Consider the following 15,652-nt stretch of genomic DNA (forward strand, 5'->3'; position numbering starts at 1 on the left):
TATGCATTATAATCTTTAACCCTATTTAATTAACTATTATGTACTGCCTTTGCTATATAAGCACTAGAAAGCATGATCTTGACGATGACATACTAAAACAGATTCTTCTTCATAGTAGAGAAAATAACCGATTCAGGAACCTTACAGGTATTTTAGTACTTCTAAAAGACAAATTCATTCAAATACTAGAAGGCGATGAAAATGATGTCAATGATATTTATAACAAAATCATGAAAGATAACCGACATCAGTATGTTCAAAAGGTCTATTCTGGTGAGATTGAAAAACGTAATTTTAAAACTTGGGCCATGGCCTTCCACGAAATACATTGGGACGATCTAGAAGATGCCGGACTGGTAAAAGAATACGATAAAAGTATTTCTCTAGAACAATACCTCAAAGAAAAAGACCATTACATTATTGAGTTCCTTAAGTCTTATAATGGAATTAATGAGCTCCAATTGAATTTGCCAAGCTAAAAAAATGGGTATCGAACTTTGAACTTCGATACCCATTTTCTATTTCTTCCTCATACAAACAAAAGAGAAATTTTGAACGGTCTCAAATGGGGTAACATGATCTTCGATCAAGGTATTTACCAATTCAAAATGATCTTGAAAAACCTCTGCTAGCTGTTGGGGTGTATATTGCTTAATAGGAATACCACTACATTTTGTTGGTCCCTTATCTGAGAATGTACCAACAACTAAAATTCCATCTGATTGTATATGATCTGCAACCACTTTTTTGTAATTATCAATGTCTTCTTGTTCTGTTAGAAAATGAAAAGCAGCTCTATCATGCCAAAAGGCAAACGTTTTATCTGATTTAAATAGTGAGGCATCACTTACAACAAAGTTTACTTTTGCAGCCTTTTCTCCTAAACGCTTTTTTACTCGATCTAATGACTTAGAAGAAATGTCCAATACGGTAACATCTGTATAATCTTCCTCTAATAAATGATCTACCAAGAAACTATCTCCACCCCCTACATCGATTATCGCATCGTTTTTTGATAATACAGCTCTTTCTATAAAATCTAAGGAGGTCTTAGGTACTTTTTGATACCAGCTTACTTCAGTTAATTGCTTTTTAGAATAAATATCTTGCCAATGGGCCTCTTTATTAAAATCTGTCATTTGAATGTCGGTTAATACTCGAGCAATATACTACTTTATCAAAAATGACGAAGTAACATTAATTACAAAACACTGAAAATGAATATTCACTCATATTGTTATTTTTGATTATCAATAAGTTAAGAAACAAAACATTGGATTATTCTGTGAAAACAACCTATTTTTCAGTGAAAAAAGCGTTTATTTGCATTATGTGTGCAAATATTAATGCACTACATACTTATCAACATATATAAGCATAAGAATTCATTTACATGGAACCTAAACGTGTCTTTGATTTTATTGACCAACAAAAAGAAAACTACGGTGGACTCAATGTTTGTTTTGCCAATAAAGAAAATGGTAATTGGATAACATATTCTACTGAAAAAATATCAGAACTTCTCGATCAATTAGGTAGTGGCTTATTACGTTATGGTCTAAAGAAAGGAGATAAAATTGCTATTGTTTCAGATAATAGACCAGAATGGAATTTTATTGATTTGGCTTGTGCACAAATAGGAGTTACAGTAGTTCCTATTTACCCTACAATCACTCCTGATGATTATATTTTCATCTTTAATCATGCGGAGATCAAAGTAGCTTTTATTGAAACAAAAGCACTTTCAAACAAAATCAATAAGATAAAAGATCAGCTTCCTTTATTGGAACAAGTCTATACATTTAATCAGATTGATGGAGAAATTCATTGGAGTTCTTTAGTTGATGTCACTATTTCGGAACAGGAAAGTATCAATCAGATAAAAGATGAAATCTCTGAAGATGATCTCTACACTATAGTCTATACTTCTGGTACTACTGGCAACCCTAAAGGGGTAATGTTATCACATAAAAATGTTGTGAGTGATGCAATTGCTGCAGCAGAAACCTTACCTGTTACTAGAGGAAATGCCAAAGCACTTAGCTTCTTACCTTTATCACATGTTTATGAACGTACTAGTGTATATTCATATATATGTGGCGGTGTTTCTGTTTACTATGCAGAGAATGTTGCAAAGGTGGCTGAAAACTTAAAAGAAGTACAACCTGATGTTTTTTGTACTGTACCTCGATTACTCGAAAAAGTTTACGATACCATTGTCAGTAAAGGCATGGAAACGAAAGGCCTTAAAAGAGCCATCTTTTTCTGGGCTCTTAACTTAGGACTAAAGTATAATCCTAGAGAAAAAATGGGACTGTGGTTCAATATCCAGCATGCTATTGCAGATAAATTAGTCTTCAAGAAGTGGAGAGAAGCATTGGGTGGTAATATCAAAAACATGAACGTGGGTGCCGCTGCTCTTCAACCAAGACTTATACGTTCTTTCTGGGCTGCTGGTATTAAAGTATGCGAAGGTTACGGTATGTCGGAAACTGCTCCTGTAGTTTGTGTTAACAGAGTTAATCCGGAAGATATGATGGTTGGAACTGTTGGTCTACCTCTAAATGGTGTAGAATTAAAAATTGCATCAGATGGAGAAATATTGATCAAAGGGCCTAATGTTATGCTTGGTTATTTTAAACAACCAGATCTTACAGCTAAAACAATAAAAGAGGGTTGGTTACACTCTGGAGATATTGGAGAATTGGTTGATGGAAAATTCTTAAAGATAACTGATCGTAAGAAAGAGTTATTTAAGACCTCTGCAGGTAAATATATTTCCCCTCAATTCTTAGAAAATAAATTAAAGGAATCTTTCTTTATTGAACAAGTTGCCGTTGTGGGAAATCACCAAAAATTCCCTGCCGCTTTAATTGTTCCTAATTATGACGCTTTAGAAAAATGGTGTGAAGAAAACCATATCTTCGATACAGCTCCTCAGAATATTATTCAAAATCCTGAGGTCCTGAAAAAATTCAAAAGGGAAGTGATGCAAGCCAATAAAGATTTTGCTAGATATGAACAAGTACAGAAGTTCAAGCTCCTAGAAAATGAATGGACCATCGATACAGGCGAGGTAACCCCTACGCTTAAGCCTAAGAGAAAAATCATCAATGAAAAGTATAAACACCTAATTGATGAAATTTACACTTAGTAGAACATCTTTATGAAAGTAAAAAGCCGATAGCTATTGAAACGTAGCTATCGGCTTTTTTTATATGGTAATTGAAACCTTCTTAAATGGTTTCTCTGATATCAATTTCTGAGGTTGAAACTCTTCAATAGCATGCTGAGCAAAACCTTTTCCTGCTTCCCTGTAAACATTAAATACTGCATTAACACCAAGCTGTTTCAATGGCTGAACCTGATCATTAAACTCCACAATTGCTGTGGTCTTACCTGTGTAGTTCATTTTTTGAAGTTGCCTTGCTCCCAACTCATTGGCATGATGGTGAGGCATAGCAAAAAATATCAGCTCGATAGCATCAAGGTTATTAATCCTTTCCCAAAGGTCATTATCTACGGCGTCACCCTGGATCACATTCCTACCTTCATTCAGCTGCTTCTCGACGGTATGCTCATTGACTTCAACTCCTAAAACTAAACCTCCAAATTGCTTTTGCATCTCATCATAAACACCCGAACCAATACGCCCCATACCTACTACTAAAATTTTAGCATTAGCAATATCGATCATTTTGTCCATGCTGTTTAAACGGTTGCCTTCTTTCTTAAACTGACTTAAACCTAAATACACTTCATTACTCCAATTATTAATTGGAGAAGAAATAAGGAAAGATAAAGAAACTGCTATAGCTATACTCACCAATAACTCTCCTGGTAACCATCCCATTTTATAAGCTAAACCACCTACAATTAGACCAAATTCACTGTAGTTCATAAGTATCAAGCTACCGAATACTGAAGTTCTAATTCTAAAATTGAAACGGTCAAATATCTGGAAATACAACCAGCCTTTTATTGGTAATAAGATCACCAAAGCAATAGCAAATAATAATGAGTTTAGTGTGATTGATGCCGTTAAACCAATATCTAAAAAGAAGAAAACTAATAATAACTCCTTAATATTAAAAAGTGCTTTAGATAATTCCGATGCCTTTTTATGACTTGATAATAAAACACCAATAATTAAGGCTCCTAAATCTGCTTTTAATCCAACTAATGAGAATAATCCAGCACCCACTACCAAAGCCATAAATACTCCGAAAAGCACTAACATCTCTCCATGTTCCACACTATCCAGAATCTTAAAAAACAGAGGTCTTAATAATGGAAGGGCAAATAGTAGCAACGCCCAAACCTCAGGCATTTTACCAGAACTAATGGTCATAAACACGACGGCAAAAATATCTTGCATCACTAAAACACCTATGGCTAATGAACCATATACTGCATTCATTACCCCTTTTTCCTGTAATGTTTTTATAGCAAACACGGTACTTGAAAAAGATAAGGCAAAGGCAATGAGCATTAATTGCATCCATGATAATCCTTGAAGAATCGATAATCCCATCCATTGTAAACTCCAAAGAGCAGCAATAAAATAAACAGAACTTGCCAAATTATGTATCAATGAACTCAGCCATATGTGTTTACCAATAAGCATTTTGATGTCTAGCTTAAGTCCAATGGTAAACAGCAATAAAGTAACACCCAAATCCGCTAATGATTTAATCTGTGTCGTATCATCTATACCTAGATAGTGTAATACAAAACCAGTAATTAGAAAACCTACTAAGGGTGGAAATTTGAGTCTTAATGCAATATAACCAGCGATAAAGGCTGAAAGAATGATAATAATATGTACAGTCATGCTTGCAAATAGATAATTAATTTAGTTTTTCACTGCGACAGATAATATGAAAAAAACTTCATATATCAAAGGTAGAATCTGTTTTAAATAGTTAATTAATAGAGAGTTAGTATCAATACAAAAACTCTACTCAAGAGGTGTTTTCAAAGTTCTTTGTAAAGAAAAAAGAGCAAGATGTTATTGTAAACACCTTGCTCTTTTTATAGGAATTTATCTGATAGATTAGTAAATAATCTTCGGTCCTACTTTATTCACTTTAGAAACAAACAAATCACTATCAATACCAATAGATTTGAATGCTTCAACTTTAGCTTTTGCAATTCGTTCTGCTTTATCAATACCTCTACATAATGAGAATACTGATGGACCAGATCCAGAAATAGCTGTACCCATAGAACCTGCATAAACAGCAGCTCTTTTTACTTCATCAAAACCTGGGATTAGCATTGAACGGATAGGCTCTACAATAACATCTTGTAATGATCTTCCAATTAAGTCGTAGTTCTCTTGCTCTAAACCAGCAATTAAACCACCTACATTACCCCACTGACGTACGGCATCTACTAATGGAATCTCTCCTCTTAAAATATTACGAGCATCTTTTGTTGAAACTTCGATATGTGGGTGAACCACTGCACAACATAGTTCTTCCGGTACATTCAGACGAACTACATCTAATGGATCATAACTTCTTACTAATACGAAACCTCCATATAATGCCGGAGCTACGTTATCAGCATGTGCTGCTCCACAAGCTACTCGCTCACCTTCCATGGCAAAAGGTAAAAGTTCTTCCGTTGTCAATGGATTATCGAATAATGCATTCACAGCAAAAGCACCAGCAACAGTACTCGCCGATGAAGATCCTAAACCACTACCAAAAGGCATTTTTTTATGAAGTGTTACTTCAATACCTGCTTTCTCTGCTCCAATTCTTTCTAAAAACTGATATACAGAAACAGTAGCCGTATTTTCTCTAGGATTACGAGATAATCTTCCTTCATCTCCCGTGATGTCTTTGATGACAATACCTGGCTTGTCAACAAGTTTCATTTCTATTTCATCACCTGGGCTATCTACGGCAAAACCTAAGATATCGAAGCCACAAGCTACGTTAGCCACAGTAGCAGGGGCAAAAGCTTTTACTTCTTTCATGGTTTTATACTTTTAAAGAACGAGACAGTAGTTATAATTATCATCGTTCTTCTTTCAATCATAGTTGTCTTTCATTTTTTCCATTGATGAAAAAAACGAAGCAAAAAAATCTAGACTGTGAAGTCAAAAGCTAAAACTAATTCCTTTCACCTAAAATCTTCAGACTCGCTTTACTCAAACAAATGAAGATTTTTTACGGTTCTTCTATTAATTTTTTATCGCTTTTCTCTTCAAGGCCATTCTATAAAAATGACTACAATATCCCTTTCAATTTGTTTAATAATATCAAAGAATTTGGAGTCAACAAAAATGAGAATGAGGACGAAGTAAAATACCTCGTCCCCACTATATAATTATGAAGTTTATAAAGTATGTAGTAGAAAGAGAATTACTCAACTACTTCGCTTTATATCACTTCAATCTTAGTTAATCAAGAAATTTCCGATTGTGATGATCTCAGCAAATACACCAGCAGCTGTAACTTCAGCACCTGCACCAGGGCCTCTAATTACTAACGGCTCATTGAAGTATCTACGAGAAGTAAACACTACCATATTGTCTGATCCTACAAGACCATAGAAAGGATGTGAGCTATCTACAGCTTTTAAAGCTACAGTTGCTTTACCTTCTTCATCTAATGTAGCCACAATACGAAGAGCTTTACCTTCTACTTCTGCTTCTGCTCTTTGTTTCTCGAATAAGCTATTTGCTTTCTCTAATTCAACAAAGAAATCATCTACTGAAGCAGCATCTAAACATGCTTGTGGTAAGATAGGCTCAACAGTAACATCAGAAGGCTCTAAGTGATACCCTGCCTCACGAGCAAGAATCAAAATCTTACGAGCAACGTCTACTCCACCTAAATCATCTCTTGGATCTGGCTCAGTATAACCCATTTCTTTTGCTTGTTTCACTAATTCTGAGAACTTCATGCCTGCAGCAAAAGTGTTGAACAAGTAAGAAAGAGTACCTGATAAGATACCTTCGATTTTAATGATCTTATCACCCGATCTTCTTAAATCTTGAAGCGGTCCGATAACAGGAAGACCTGCACCAACATTCGTTTCATATAAGAATTTCACACCTCTACGTTTTGCAGCAGCCTGACATCTTAAGTAATACTCAAGAGTACCAGAGTTGGCAATTTTATTTGGTGTAGTAATCGAGATAGAGTTCAATAAGATTTTCTCGTAAAGCTTCACTGCACTCTCACCTGGAGTACAGTCCACAAATACAGAGTTAGGCAAGTTCATTTCGATCATTTTCTCAACAAACTGCTCAGCATTAGAAGCTTCTCCTTCTGCTAAGATTTCTTCTTTTGTTAAAGAAATATCTAAACCTGTCTCACTGAAGATCATTTTCTTCGAGTTAGCAGCACCTACAACGTTCAAACGTAAGTTACGTTCTGTTAATAAGTATTCTGCTTGATCTCTCATTTGAGTAAGTAATGTATTACCAATCAAACCAAGACCTAACATAAACACGTTCAACTCTGCCATATCAGACAAGAAGAAGATTTCGTGTAATGCATTTAGTGATTTATATAAATGCTTCTGTTCGATAACAACAGAAACGTTTAACTCTGAAGAACCTTGAGCAATAGCATGGATGTTTACACCATTTTTACCCAATGCACTAAATAACTTAGCTGCAACACCTGGACGATGTGCCATATTTTCACCAATAATGGCTAAAATTGATAAGTTATTTTCTACTTCAACAGGATTTACTTTACCAGAAGCCATTTCATTGAAGAATTCTTCCTCAATAATTTTCTTACTTGCTGCAGCATCCGAAGGAGCTACTGCAAAAGTAATTGTATGTTCTGATGAAGCTTGAGTAATCAAGATCATTGATACCCCACCTCTTGCTAAAGCACCAAAAAGTCTAGAAGATACACCTGGAACACCAATTAAACCACTTCCTGAAAGTGTTACTAAAGAGATATCTTTAATTGAAGATATACCTTTTACTGGCCAATCTTCTTGTCCTGATTTACTTGTAACAAGTGTACCAGGGAAAGATGGATTGAATGTATTTCTAATTCTTAATGAAATATTCTTTTTGATTGCAGGCTGTAATGTTGGAGGGTAAATCACTTTAGCACCAAAGTGAGACATCTCCATTGCCTCTTCGTAAGAAAGTTGCTGTAACGAGAATGCTGTTGGTACAACTCTAGGATCAGTAGTCATAACACCATCAACATCTGTCCAAATCTCAATTTCTGACGCATTTAATGCAGCACCAAAAATCGCAGCAGAGTAGTCAGAACCACCACGACCTAACGTAGTTGTCTCACCACTTTCAGACGAAGCAATAAAACCTGTTACAATTTGCATTTTGTCAGTTTCTCCAAAATGCTTTGTGATTGCAGAATTAGTAGTTACAAAATCAACTTTTGCACCACCGAATACAGCATTAGTACGAACAACATAACGCGCGTCTAATTGCTCAGCATCAACACCAATTTGTGTTAAGTATTCTGCTATAATAAATGAAGACAAACGCTCACCAAAGCTCTGAAGAATATCAAGAGAACGAAGTGATAATTCTTTTAATAAAAAGATACCTCTTAAAATGTCCTCAAGATCATTTAATAAAAGCTTTACAAAAGCAATTGTCTTGCTCTGTCTACGCACCTCAATCAACTCACGAATGCAGGTCAAGTGGGTAGACTCAATGTCTTTTAATAATGACTTGTAGGTTTCGTCACCTGAAGCAGCTCTATTACCTACTTCGATGAGTTTGTTTGTGATGCCACTCATTGCCGATACGACTACGGCAACCCTTTGTCCGCTCTGTTGATAATCGGAAAGGATACTGGCTACTTGTTGGATATTTTTCGCACTTCCAACCGACGTTCCTCCAAACTTGAGTACTTTCATCCTTGTTCCTGTTCGCTAGTCCTTAAAAATAAACAATTCGCAAAATATTGCGAGTTAAGTTATAAAAGTAGTAATAATATTAATGAATCACCAAGAATTTACTAATTGATGGCCTAACTTTTTCAAAATACGTGTGTCTTGCAAAATATTTCTTATGAAATATGCTATATATTAGAATTAAATTATGTACTTCGATGTAAATAATACCTTTAGCAAACTTTCATCACTAACCATTAAAAATCAATTCTCTTACAAATGAAAAACAAGCTATTAGTACTACTCAGTTGCCTATTGATTACACTGGTATGTCAAGGACAAACTGAAAGCATTTTATTTAATAAGGTGACCACATTTCAATTAAACCCACATCAATCAGATAGCATAAATTTTATTGTTGTTGACACAAAGCTTGAAGAAAAGAAACCGATTTTTCTGTTCTGTCAAGGATCTCTTCCTATACCCATGTTTATGGACATTCCCAATAGAGATACGCCTTTTTTATTTGGAGGAGGAATTTCAAATTTTGATATAAATGAAGTAAAAAAGAAGTATCATCTCGTTGTCATCAATATGCCACATACGCCATTGGTTGTTGATAGCCTTCATCTTAGTCCATACGGTAATTATTACATAGAAGATCCTTCAAAGCCTTCACAGATTTCAGAAGCTTTTACCAATGCCGACTATTTAGATAATTATGTACAACGCGGTTTAGAAGTACTTCAGTTTTTAAAAAGACAACCTTGGGTTGATGCTTCTAAAGTTGTTGTTTTTGGACATTCTCAAGGAAGTAAAGTGGCTACAAAATTAGCTTTGAAAAATAAAGACATTAAACATATTGGCCTTGGTGGAGCTAATCCTTTTGGAAGGATTGATCAATATGTGAGAACAGCAAAAGTTGATGCTCAACATCAAAAAATATCTTGGACAGAAGCTGAAGAAAGAATCAATTCTTATTATAAATATTATGAAGATTCGTTTCAACCCGATTCTGTTGCCAAACATAGTTACTTAAAAGGTATCAATACTTTTTCTGAACCTTTATTTGATGATTGGCTACAGCTGGGTATTCCTATTTTCTTAACCTATGGAACGGAAGATCATGCTGCTGCACTCTGTGATCTTATCCCTTTATTTTTTATTGAAAAAGGTAAAAAGAACCTTACTATTAAAAGATGGTATAACTGCGATCACAACTATTTTCCTTTAGATGAAAATGGAAGACCTAAACATAAAGAAGGCCATTGGAATGATGTTATTAAAAGGTTCTTAGAAGAAATAGAATTAAAGGAAAACCTGCAATAACAAAAGTACCAGACTCCATATTTGAGTCTGGTGTTTTTGCTTAATCTACTATAAGTTTGATTGTTTCTATTTGATCTTGCCCTTCAATGAGAACAAAATAGATACCTCTGTAAAATAAATTTCTTGATAAAATTGTCTGATCATTTTCGATAAGATTAGCATATACTATATTCCCATGAATGTCTAACACTTTTATCAGCTCACCACTTCGATTGTGATGCTTTATTGTCACATTTGATGTTGATAAAGGATTAGGATAAACTTGTATCTCTGAACTTGTAGTAAAATCTATTTTTCTTTGAGAAGAGCTATTTCCCATAATCTCAATATGTGCCCAAGATTCTAACCCTTTGAATGAAATATAGTATTTACCATTCTGTCTCGGAGGAAGGTTACTATTTATCCAAACATTAGTAATATCAACACCATTAATCGTAATGTATTCTGCTCCCCAAGAGTTTATATAATTGATATCTTCAGAAACAACCCAGCACTTTTCTTCTATACCATCATAACTAAAGTCTAAACTTATATTTTCAGAGTTAGAACAGCCTTCTGCAACCACTTCTTCTTCATCTTCAGTAGTTATGGGAACTAGTCGTAATGATTTAAGATTAAAGCCACCTTTTTCAAAAACAAACTTAATCACTTTTGTTCCCGAACTTAGAAAAGTCTGACCCGCATCTTGCCAAGAAAAAACTTCCCATCCATTAGTGGAACTGACATTTATCGACCCTGTAATATCATTTCCATCTACCTCAATATGATATTTCCCTCCTGAACTGTTGGCTGCAACCTCTACTTGAAATTCATAATTTGTACTTTGCGTTGCATTAATAGTGTATTGTAACCATTCATTGTCTTTCGTCTCTCCTATGTAATACTCATTACCTAAAGTATATATATCCACCGCATCATTTCTAAAGGTCCAATTGATATTCCACCAAGCTTTGTCCCCATAATCACCAAGATCACCTTGTTCAAAGTAGGCGTGTCCTTGCTTTCCTAAATCATAATGTGCCGCAGTAATATTATCATCAGGAATACTTACAGTAGAATAAGCTTTTGTATCCGTCGTTCCGACCATTCGAGTAGTTGCATCAATAACAGAATAATTATAATCACAACGGTCTAATCTAGTATTCACTGCCCATTCCATTAAAGCTGATTTTGCTTCAGCTACACTTGGTTTTGAACCTTCACCATTCCAATAATCTAGTACTTTTTGTAAGCCTTCTGGCTGATCCACATTTAGCAAACCTTGTATCTGGTTGACCTTTTTTAATGGCCAAAATGCATACCCTATATTATTAGCTTCAAGTATTTCAAAGTTCTCAACATACCACTGATTAGAGTTTTCCCCCGTTTCTCCACACCATATTGGTGTATTCGTAGAGTTTCTAAGGTCAATAAATTCCTGTAATGAAGCCTGATCAGTAGCTGCCCAATACTTATGGAAAGCATAAACCATATTATCATCAAAAGCGGGTGTTAATCCTCTAAAATCATTTGCCCACCAATTTCCTTCAATAAAGACAATATGATTATTATCTACTTGACGTAATTCATACACGATCGATTCGTATAAATCTGCTAACAATTGATTTTGATCGCCTAACTCCCAATTTGTTTCATTAATTAGATCATAACCTCCGATCCATTTTTTATCTGCATAACGCTTCGCTATTTCTTTCCATAGATGAACCGTTTTTGACCTATTTTCTCCACTCTCCCATAATGACGGGTATGCAGGATTATAATCTGAAATAGGTTGATCCTCACCCTGCCCACCAGGAGCTGCATGTAAATCTAAAATCAAGTATAATTCATATTTCTCAGCCCAAACTAACAACTGATCAATAAGTTGATAACCTTTATTTATTACTGTATTTTCGAAATCGACGGGTTCATCCTGAATAGACAGTGTAAATAAATTATAGTGAAGAGGAACACGGATACTATTAAAGCCCCATTGTTTAATCTGTTGGATATCACTTTCGGTCACCATATTATCTAACCAAGCATCATGAAATTCTTGCGTATTTTGTTGACCGATAACATCTTCAATTCCTTCCATAATTTCCCATTGAGGCCCGAAAGGAACTTCCATAATATAGCCTTCTTGAACCATCCAACCGTCAAGGTTAACAGCTTTAATCACAAAGTTCTGACCTTGTCCATCAACTATGTTTTGTCCTGCTGTATGTAAAAAATCAGTATTTTCTTCCTCAGTTGGAAATTCCTGTTCAAAGGCAAACCAATTGATATTAAACCCACCGATATTCGCCTTAATACCTATTTCATATTCGCCTGCTTCTAATTGTATCGAATGTGATATAGTTTCCCAACTTTGCCAACCTCCTGTAGAAGGAACTGATATTGTACCTAAAATTGTACTACCAAGGTCTTTATCGATCTGTATTTCATTACCTCCAAAATTGGACGCTACTCTATACGATACTTTATAAGAACCTGTCACCGGGACAGAGATATTATAACTCATCCAATCATTGTCGTCTATATAGCCAACATTCTGACCTCCACCATTATCTTGAGTAGTTTCTGTTGATATACCAAACATTCTACAATAAGACTCACTTTGTATAGTAGAAGGGATTGGTGTAGCATTACAAGAGTAGTTATTCAGTTTCCATGTGTTGTTGTTTTTAAAGTTAATATTCATTTCATTTCCTAAACTCAGATGACAGTTAATCATCGTAAGTAGTATAAAGATTGTTTTCTTCATAGCATTCCTGATATTTAAATTATTCTCTGTTAGAATCATTCTCTCTAGAAAAAAATGATTCAAAAAAGTACTTGCGTAATCGCTCTTTAGTTAGTTTTTCATTTAAATGAGAGCCTCTTCAAATCACCAAAATATATCAAAGAGTTGCTAGGAGAAGTAGCATTTTTATAGATAATAAAACAACACAAATAGCTGATTAAAAGATATTTAAGTAATTTAAATTCGATATAATTGTAGATGGTATACAAATAGATTTTGAATACAACATTATTACTACAACTTTATTTCGTTGTGGTTTATAGGAGCGTTTTTGAGAATCAAGAAGGAAAAAAGTGATTTTCTATTCACTTTTCATCAAAAAAAATTACATTTACACCACAACACATATATAATAACATATCGTACAACAACGATAACTTTTTACATCACATACTTTTACCAATAAACACTACTTTATGAAGACGATAATCATTTTAGGTGCTGGTCGTTCAGCTTCGTCATTAATTCATTATCTCTGTGAACACTCCAAAGACCATCAATGGAAAATAATGGTCGGCGACTATCAACAAACTCTTGCTGCAGAAAAAATCAAAGGTTTTGAAGAAGTAGCGTCTGCTTTCGAGTTCGACATCAATAATGACGAACACAAGGAAAAGTATATTGCTATGGGAGATATTGTTGTCTCTATGCTTCCTGCAAGGTTCCATATTGAGGTGGCAAAAGTGGCCATAAAACATGCTGTACCTATGACGACAGCATCATACATTACACCAGAAATGCAGGCCTTAAATGAAGAAGCCCAAGAAAAAGGTATCATTTTATTAAATGAAATTGGGCTAGACCCAGGCATTGATCATATGTCTGCTATGAAAATGATAGAAGAGGTCAAAGAAAAAGGGCATAGCATCGAAGGATTTGAATCATTTACAGGTGGATTAATTGCTCCCGAATCAGATAATAACCCTTGGAATTATAAGTTTACTTGGAACCCAAGAAATGTAGTTATTGCTGGACAAGGTGGAGCGGTCCGTTTCTTACACAATGGAAAATACAAATACATTCCATATAATAAATTATTCCGAAGAACAGAGCGTATTGAAATTGATGAATACGGAAAGTTTGAAGGATATGCCAATAGAGACTCTCTAAAATATGTCGAAAAATACGGTTTAGAAGGAGTACCTACTGTATATAGAGGCACACTTCGCCGACCTGGTTTCTGCAGAGCATGGAATTGCTTTGTCACCCTAGGAGCAACAGATGATAGTTATGTTATGGAAAATACAGAAAACATGACTTATAGAGAGTTCATCAACTCCTTCCTACGTTACAATCCAAACGATTCTGTAGAGTTGAAATTGATGCAATACCTTAAGTTATCTCAAGACGATATCGAAATGGAAAAACTAGAGTGGTTGGATATCTTTAGTGATAAGAAAGTAGGCTTACCAAGTGCCACTCCTGCTCAGATCCTTCAAAAGATTCTTGAGGAAAAATGGGCATTAGATAAGAATGACAAAGATATGATTGTGATGTACCATAAGCTTTTCTATAAGAAAGGAGCTGAAAATATTTTACGTACATCACACATGGTCGTCAAAGGAAAAGACCAAACGTACACTGCAATGTCAGATACAGTAGGTATTCCATTGGCTATTGCTACGAAATTAATCCTTCAAGGTAAGATTACTAAAACGGGTACGTGTATTCCAGTTCATAAAAACATATATGAACCTGTTTTAGAAGAACTCGAAACGCTAGGGATTACTTTTAAAGAGCAAGAAGTAGTGATGAGTCCACAAGAAATGTCAAGTTTATAAGCATTGCATTAATATTTTGTATTCGCTTCACCTTACAAAGGTGAGATAGGATTCATTCTATAATGAAAGAATAAGTATTTGATATATCGAAAGCCCAACGTAAATTTTTTAGTTGGGCTTTCTTATTTCTGATAACTAATAGATTATTAGAGTTATTTGTCTTTACTTTGTAGCCATCACACATACTAGTCTATAAATAATGAACGAAGCAATTACATACGGTCTATTGGCGTTTACTTCATTTTTTACTCTAATTAACCCGGTAGGTATTATGCCGGTGTTTATGACTATCACAAATCAGTTAGAGGCCAAGGAGAGAAAACGCACAGCATTAAGAGCTACATTCATCGCTTATTGTTTTTTATTGTTCTTTGCTATCTCAGGACAATCACTATTTAAGTTCTTTGGTATTTCTATCGACAGCCTTAGAGTTGTAGGTGGTATGATCTTCTTTTTAGTTGGATTTGATATGCTACAAGCTCGCTTGGGAAGCGTTAAAGTCACAAAAGATGAAATTCATGAATATGCCAATGATGTTGCTATAACTCCTCTAGCTATTCCTATTATTTGTGGTCCTGGATCTATTGCCAATGCAATTATCTTAATGGATTCAGCCAGCGATGATCCTTTTAAAGTAGGAGCACTATTTATTGCAATTACAGCTGTATTACTCACTACATGCTTGAGCTTATTAAGCGCAGGACCAATCATGAAAGTGTTAGGAGATACAGGAAATAAATTGATGTTACGTTTGATGGGTCTTATCGTTATGGTAATGGCAGTAGAATTCTTCTTTGCTGGTTTAGGGCCATTAGTGAAAAGATTTATTATCGTTGAGTAAACAATATACTCTCTAAATAAATAAAAGGTTCATGTGATACTCAATTCACATGAACCTTTTTTTAAA

General features: G+C 34.7%; 10 protein-coding genes. 5 read left to right on the forward strand and 5 right to left on the reverse strand.

Features of this window, described 5'->3' with window-relative positions; all coding sequences use genetic code 11:
- Nucleotides 1-38 precede the first annotated feature (38 nt).
- Nucleotides 39-479: a BLUF domain-containing protein gene (locus HGP29_RS26080; RefSeq protein ID WP_168885411.1), complete on the forward strand. Its 441-nt coding sequence runs from the start codon at nucleotides 39-41 to the stop codon at nucleotides 477-479.
- Between the two features lie 39 nt (nucleotides 480-518).
- Here the strand turns inward: HGP29_RS26080 and HGP29_RS26085 are convergent, their stop codons facing one another.
- Nucleotides 519-1,139 (reverse strand): class I SAM-dependent methyltransferase, encoded by a 621-nt coding sequence (locus tag HGP29_RS26085; protein WP_168885412.1) that lies wholly within the window; start codon nucleotides 1,137-1,139, stop codon nucleotides 519-521.
- Between the two features lie 254 nt (nucleotides 1,140-1,393).
- On the opposite strand from HGP29_RS26085, the gene HGP29_RS26090 reads away from it, so the two are divergent.
- The gene (locus HGP29_RS26090) at nucleotides 1,394-3,154 is read left to right on the forward strand and encodes an AMP-dependent synthetase/ligase (RefSeq protein ID WP_168885413.1); all 1,761 of its coding nucleotides are present in this window, start codon (nucleotides 1,394-1,396) and stop codon (nucleotides 3,152-3,154) included.
- A 60-nt stretch (nucleotides 3,155-3,214) separates the two neighbouring features.
- On the opposite strand, the gene HGP29_RS26095 is transcribed toward HGP29_RS26090, so the two are convergent.
- From HGP29_RS26095 to thrA, 3 genes are all read right to left on the reverse strand, one after another.
- Entirely contained in the window at nucleotides 3,215-4,834 is a 1,620-nt protein-coding gene (locus HGP29_RS26095) for a cation:proton antiporter family protein (RefSeq protein WP_168885414.1), read from the reverse strand.
- Between the two features lie 222 nt (nucleotides 4,835-5,056).
- Complete coding sequence (locus HGP29_RS26100) at nucleotides 5,057-5,989, reverse strand: homoserine kinase (RefSeq protein WP_168885415.1); 933 nt, start codon at nucleotides 5,987-5,989, stop codon at nucleotides 5,057-5,059.
- A gap of 422 nt (nucleotides 5,990-6,411) precedes the next feature.
- The gene (gene thrA / locus HGP29_RS26105; protein ID WP_168885416.1) at nucleotides 6,412-8,874 is read right to left on the reverse strand and encodes a bifunctional aspartate kinase/homoserine dehydrogenase I; all 2,463 of its coding nucleotides are present in this window, start codon (nucleotides 8,872-8,874) and stop codon (nucleotides 6,412-6,414) included.
- A 255-nt stretch (nucleotides 8,875-9,129) separates the two neighbouring features.
- On the opposite strand from thrA, the gene HGP29_RS26110 reads away from it, so the two are divergent.
- Nucleotides 9,130-10,179, forward strand: a complete 1,050-nt coding sequence (locus tag HGP29_RS26110; protein WP_168885417.1) for an alpha/beta hydrolase — start codon at nucleotides 9,130-9,132, stop codon at nucleotides 10,177-10,179.
- Between the two features lie 40 nt (nucleotides 10,180-10,219).
- Here the strand turns inward: HGP29_RS26110 and HGP29_RS26115 are convergent, their stop codons facing one another.
- The gene (locus tag HGP29_RS26115) at nucleotides 10,220-12,925 is read right to left on the reverse strand and encodes a carbohydrate-binding protein (protein WP_168885418.1); all 2,706 of its coding nucleotides are present in this window, start codon (nucleotides 12,923-12,925) and stop codon (nucleotides 10,220-10,222) included.
- A 455-nt stretch (nucleotides 12,926-13,380) separates the two neighbouring features.
- On the opposite strand from HGP29_RS26115, the gene HGP29_RS26120 reads away from it, so the two are divergent.
- Complete coding sequence (locus tag HGP29_RS26120; RefSeq protein ID WP_168885419.1) at nucleotides 13,381-14,745, forward strand: saccharopine dehydrogenase family protein; 1,365 nt, start codon at nucleotides 13,381-13,383, stop codon at nucleotides 14,743-14,745.
- Nucleotides 14,746-14,944: 199 nt separating this feature from the next.
- A complete protein-coding gene (locus tag HGP29_RS26125; RefSeq protein WP_168885420.1) occupies nucleotides 14,945-15,586 on the forward strand; it encodes a MarC family protein in 642 nt (213 codons plus the stop codon).
- Nucleotides 15,587-15,652 lie beyond the last annotated feature (66 nt).

It is taken from the genome of Flammeovirga agarivorans, assembly GCF_012641475.1.
Lineage (GTDB): Bacteria > Bacteroidota > Bacteroidia > Cytophagales > Flammeovirgaceae > Flammeovirga > Flammeovirga agarivorans.